Source organism: Comamonas denitrificans, assembly GCF_042654745.1.
Classification (GTDB): Bacteria; Pseudomonadota; Gammaproteobacteria; order Burkholderiales; family Burkholderiaceae_C; genus Comamonas; species Comamonas denitrificans.
On sequence record NZ_JBHSEY010000043.1, the window covers coordinates 1 to 4751 of the forward strand.

The following is a 4751-nucleotide window of genomic DNA, read 5'->3' on the forward strand; positions in this document are numbered from 1 at the left end:
TGAAACAGTGGTATCAAACTCACCCTGAGTTGTTCAATAAGCGACCATATGATCGTCCGGGATGCAACATCTAGGCATGGCCGATAAAGCCGCTTTTCCCGTTTGGCCCTGGGTGGTGGTGGTCATGGGTCATTTTCCGGGGGTGGTTTCGGCGGCCTGCTGCGCCACGTCGGCGGCGTGCAGCAGCTCATAGGCCAGGGCGCGGGCCGTGGCTGAATCCAGGTCAAGCGCCATCGTCATGCTGTAGTTGTTAGCGTGGCGGTAAAAGGAAATGGGCTGCTTGCGCTTGTCGCGCCAGACTTCAATGGCCCAGCCTGGGGCCTGGGCGCGGCTCAGGTGGGTATCTTGATAGTCGTTACTGCGGGTGAAGGTAACTTCAGACATGCAGCACCCCCTCCAAAACAGCCAGCGCGGCCAGCAGTTGAACGGCTTTGCGGCGTGCGGCTTTGACGTTGCCGCGTGCGCTATACCAGCGGGCTAGGGTGGCGCAGTTTGCGGCCTCTAGCGCAGCCAAGGCGCGGGCCTCTTCAGTGGTGGGCGTGTAGCGCATGGGGGCGGCGGGAGCGGTCATGCTGCACCCCCTTGGCGCTTGGCCTCTTCCTGGGCCTCGCATGCATGCACGTCGGTAAGCTCAATTTCTTGATAAGCATCCTTGACTAGGCTATTCAGGGCATCCAGTAGGCCAGCTTGCAACGTACCGCCAATGTCTACAGCGTCGCCCCACGTGCCAGCAGACAGCACGGCACCAATGGCGGAAATGCCCCGCAGCCGGGACGCAAGGCTTTGAACCTGGTTGCGACGAAAAATCAAATCGTGATTGAACCCCGCCGCTTCAAACGCCATGCTTAACTTCTGCAGATTCGGTTTAGCGGCCTCTTCGGCGAGGGCCGCATGGTGGACGGCGCTGGCAGCACTGGCAGGCAAGCCCATGGCAATGCGGTCAAGCGGCGCGGTTTGGGGGGACTGGGTGGGCGTGGTTTTGCCCTGGGTGACGTGGGTCATTCTCTTGGCTCCTTTATGAGACTCAAGGGCCACCGTTTGCCTGTTCAAGGGCAGCAGGTGGGCGGGATGTTGAACACATGGATAAAGCCATGCGCCGGGCGTTACCGCTTCGGCCATCCCGCCCAAAACCAGGGGGGAGCGATGCGGGCGCACCAGTCCCCAAAATTTGGGCGTGACAAAACCCCGCTTATCGGTGGGGGTTGCAACCGCTTTATCTAAGGTGTGTTCAGCACCGGGCCTTTTGGCTTGGGCGCAAGTATAGCCACAAACGCAAGGCACGATGCACACAGGGGGCCAGCGCGGCCCAGGTGTACCGGCACCAGCACCAGGGCGAGGGCAGGCGCAGCCCAGCGCCCGAACTTGCGGCCATGCGTGGGTGACCTGGGCTAAAAAACGAAAACCGGCACAGGGCCGGGGATAGGTCAGACAGGCGCAACACTAAGCCGCAAGCCTACGGCGTGAAGCACTTTGGTAATCGTGTCTAACGTGGGGTTGCCTTTGTCGCTCAGGGCCTTGAATAGGGTTTTCTCTCCCACGTTGGAGCGCCGGGCCGTTTCTGCCATGCCGTGGGCGTTTGCCACATGGCGCAGCGCCACCAAAAGCGCGGCAGAATCTTCCAGCTCCATCACGGCTTCCAGATAGGCCGCAGCCTCTTGCGGGTCTGTCAGCCCTTGTTCTAAGGCTTGGCTGTAGCTTGCATCACGTGGTGTAGTCATGGCTTACCCCTTTCCTTCCAGTCGTTCAGATATGCGATGGCGCGGGCTATTTCCCGGCTTTGTTCGCTCTTTTGCCCGTGCTGCCCTATCTTGAACGGCTTGCAACCAACGCTGAAACGGGGCGCGGCCTTCACTGTCCTGGTAGATGCGGATTTCCATAACGGTATCTTACAAGATACCCCCGAAAGAAGCCGAACCGCAATAGCAAAGCGCAGCGCAGGCGCAACGACCCCGGCCCAGGTCAAGCCCACGCCATAAGGGCACGGCACAGCCCAGGGCCAAGGGGAAGGCCGCAACCCCTGGGGCGCTGGTTACCAGCTCAGGCCAAGGCACAAGGCCACAAGGCGCGGCCCAGGTGTACCAGCACCAGCACCAGCACCAGGGCAAGGCCAAGGGCAGCCCAGCGCCCCAAGGCAGCAGGCGCAAAAAAACCGCCTTGTGGGCGGTTTGGGTTGCCAGTAGGTGGGGGGCAGCCTTAAGCGGGGGACAGGTCTTTAACAGAGGGTTCCCACGTGCCCCGGCGTTCATGCAAAACGATGGTTTGCAGCTTGGCCCGCTCAATTGCGTTGGCACTTTGCACCACGGCCCGAACGGGTGCATCCCCTTGGGCGTGGGCCAGGTACACCACGCGCAATAGCTTTTCGGCGGTTTTGGGTGCCCCTTCGCCCTTTTCCCAGCGGGCCACAGTTTGCGCATCAACCCCCAGCACAGCGCCAAGGCTGGCTTGCGACATTTTTAGGCCAGCAGTGCGGACAAAGCGCAGTTCAACGCCAGTAAGCGGCCCGTCCTTACTGGCCAGGGTGTTGCAGATGGCCCGCTCCAAGCCTTCGCCATCGGTAAATGCCACGGCTTCGCCATGCGGGGTTTGGGCAACGGTATAGCCATTGACCAAATAAACGTTTTCCAACCCGCCAAACGTGTAATGAAACATTAGGCCCCCTCCACTTCGTACACGGTCACGACAACCAAATCAGGCTCGGGATATTCCACGGCCACACATGCCACCCAGTTTTCCCCACAAACACACCGCTGCATTTTGCAAGCCACGCCAGTGCTGGCAATGGACGGCTCAGGGATACCAGTCAAAACCCCGGATTGCAACACCTCGTAAACCATTGCCAGGGTTGCCCCGCGTTCTTGCATCCTCTCTTGCGCGTGCTTGGTCAGGAACACGCAGGCAGTATCAAGGGCGCAAGTTCTTATATGGCGCTGCAATTGGTGGGCAGATGGTGGCATGGCGTAATTCTATCATTTTGATAGATTGAAGCCTGGGCCGCCGCACATGTGCCACGCACAGCAAACAGCGCCGCCAACCCCGGCCCAGGTCAGGCCCACGCCATAAGGGCACGGCACAGCCCAGGGCCAAGGGCACAACCATGGGCCGCAACCAGTACGGCCAATCAGGGCCGCAGCCCACACCAGCGCGGAGAGGGTGGCACCAGGGGAACGCCTTCGCGGGCGTTTTCCGTTTGCGCTCAAAACGAAGCACCTAGGGCCAGGGAGGGGAGCCAGGCCACAACCAAGGCGCAAAGCCCCGGCAACCAGGCCACCACAAACAGCCCGGCCCCGGTTGCCGCCACCCCCACCCAGCAACGCGGCCAGCACCAGCACCAGCACCAGCACCAGCACCAGCACCAGGGCCAGCACCAGGGCCAGCCTTGCCCTTTTCCTGGTGCCTTTTTGCGCCAAATCACCAGCAGCGGCAAAGAGGAAGGAAAGGAAGAGAAAAGCAAAAAAGAGAAGAAAAGAGTACCTATATTTTATATAGTGATAATTTTTCTCTTATGCCCCCACTTTGCCCCCAACTTGCCCCCAATTTGCCCCCAAAAATATCTATAGCAAAGAATCTATTGTTTGCAATATCTTTTTGACTTTACGGATTTTAAAAAATGCCTTGCCCCCATGCCCCCACGGAAAATCATCACCTAAAAAAATTTACTTGCCCCCGTGGCGCTGGGCACGGGTACAAAAAAAGCCACCGCTGTGGGTGGCTTGGTGGTGCTGGGCTGGGCACTTGCCAGGGCTTGGGCGGCTAGGCGCGGCGCTTGATTGGCAGGATTTCAGCCCCACCGGACAAGATGCCTTCCAGCCGTTCGCCCAACAGGTTCCAGGCCCGCGCCTTTTCTTCGGCGTAGTCGTAATGCAGGTAATGCCGCCGCACCTTGGAGCCTGCCAACACGTGGTTCTGGCAGCGGTCAATGATTTCCAGGCCCACCCCAAGCGCTTGCATCATGGTTGCGCCAGTGCGGCGCAGATCGTGGGGTGTCCATTTGCCGTTCTTGCCACCGGCCAAAACTAAGGTGTTGTCGTTCCTTCGGTGCTGCAATGCCACGGCCCGCGCCGAGAACATGGCCTGACGATCTGCAATTTGTTTTGAAATGGTGTTTATGCCCACCGGCCCGGCCCCCTCTGCACTGGTGCCCGGCGTACTGGCCGGAAAGCACCACGGCCCCGCCCCAGTCAAGGCATGAAGTTGCCGAAAGTGGCGCAGCACGAAGGGGGACAGGGCAACCTTTTGGGCCTGGCGCTGGCCCCGGCGGCCTTTAACGTTTTCCTCGGGGATAAACCACACCCCGGCCTTCAAGTCCACATCCTCCCATCGGGCGTGCAGTAGCTCACCCACCCGGCAGATAGTGCCCAGCAATACCCATAGGGCGCATTGCGTTTGCGCTTTCAACGGCCGGGGGTCTGGCTTGGTCAGCACCTGGGCCAGCTCTTGGATTTCTGCGGGGCTTAAAACCCGTTCGCGTTCGCTCTTGTAATCGGGGGGCGTAATGCTGTCTTCGGTTATCAGGTCGGCAGGGTTGCCAGCAATCAGCAGGGGCCGCCATGGCTGGCGCTTTTCTGCCCAGCTCAAGGCCTGGCGCACGATCAATAGCAAAACCTGCGCCGTGCGCACCTTGCCAGCCGCTACCGTGGGTTTCAGCATGGCCCTGATATGCCCTTCTTGCAGCTCCCGAAGCTCTAGCCCGGATATTTCACCGTAGTAGAGCCACAAACGAGTACGGCATTGCCCTTGTGTGCCCGAAAATC

7 protein-coding genes are annotated in these 4751 nt (G+C 60.0%); all 7 read right to left on the bottom strand.

The window, feature by feature from the left end:
- Positions 1-129: 129 nt before the first annotated feature.
- The gene (locus ACFO24_RS08660; protein WP_377737968.1) at positions 130-384 is read right to left on the bottom strand and encodes a hypothetical protein; all 255 of its coding nucleotides are present in this window, start codon (positions 382-384) and stop codon (positions 130-132) included.
- On the bottom strand, positions 377-571 hold the full coding sequence (locus ACFO24_RS08665; RefSeq protein WP_377737969.1) for a hypothetical protein: 195 nt from the start codon (positions 569-571) through the stop codon (positions 377-379). Before ACFO24_RS08665 ends, ACFO24_RS08660 begins: the two co-directional genes overlap by 8 nt.
- Entirely contained in the window at positions 568-1002 is a 435-nt protein-coding gene (locus tag ACFO24_RS08670) for a hypothetical protein (protein ID WP_377737970.1), read from the bottom strand. The genes ACFO24_RS08665 and ACFO24_RS08670 overlap by 4 nt, the downstream gene beginning before the upstream one ends.
- Positions 1003-1424: 422 nt before the next feature.
- Positions 1425-1718 carry an addiction module antidote protein gene (locus ACFO24_RS08675; protein WP_377737971.1) on the bottom strand — a complete coding sequence of 98 codons (294 nt, stop codon included), beginning with the start codon at positions 1716-1718 and terminating at the stop codon, positions 1425-1427.
- A gap of 475 nt (positions 1719-2193) precedes the next feature.
- Positions 2194-2649 carry a helix-turn-helix domain-containing protein gene (locus ACFO24_RS08680; RefSeq protein WP_377737973.1) on the bottom strand — a complete coding sequence of 152 codons (456 nt, stop codon included), beginning with the start codon at positions 2647-2649 and terminating at the stop codon, positions 2194-2196.
- The gene (locus ACFO24_RS08685) at positions 2649-2954 is read right to left on the bottom strand and encodes a DUF4258 domain-containing protein (RefSeq protein WP_377737974.1); all 306 of its coding nucleotides are present in this window, start codon (positions 2952-2954) and stop codon (positions 2649-2651) included. Before ACFO24_RS08685 ends, ACFO24_RS08680 begins: the two co-directional genes overlap by 1 nt.
- A gap of 796 nt (positions 2955-3750) precedes the next feature.
- A partial coding sequence (locus tag ACFO24_RS08690; protein WP_377737975.1) for a tyrosine-type recombinase/integrase occupies positions 3751-4751 on the bottom strand: 1001 nt, incomplete at its 5' end.

Bases quoted from the DNA above. Each gene is read 5' to 3' on its own strand.
- ACFO24_RS08665 (WP_377737969.1), bottom strand. From the start codon at position 571: ATGACCGCTCCCGCCGCCCCCATGCGCTACACGCCCACCACTGAAGAG.
- ACFO24_RS08680 (WP_377737973.1), bottom strand. From the start codon at position 2,649: ATGTTTCATTACACGTTTGGCGGGTTGGAAAACGTTTATTTGGTCAAT.
- ACFO24_RS08685 (WP_377737974.1), bottom strand. From the start codon at position 2,954: ATGCCACCATCTGCCCACCAATTGCAGCGCCATATAAGAACTTGCGCC.
- ACFO24_RS08660 (WP_377737968.1), bottom strand. From the start codon at position 384: ATGTCTGAAGTTACCTTCACCCGCAGTAACGACTATCAAGATACCCAC.
- ACFO24_RS08670 (WP_377737970.1), bottom strand. From the start codon at position 1,002: ATGACCCACGTCACCCAGGGCAAAACCACGCCCACCCAGTCCCCCCAA.
- ACFO24_RS08675 (WP_377737971.1), bottom strand. From the start codon at position 1,718: ATGACTACACCACGTGATGCAAGCTACAGCCAAGCCTTAGAACAAGGG.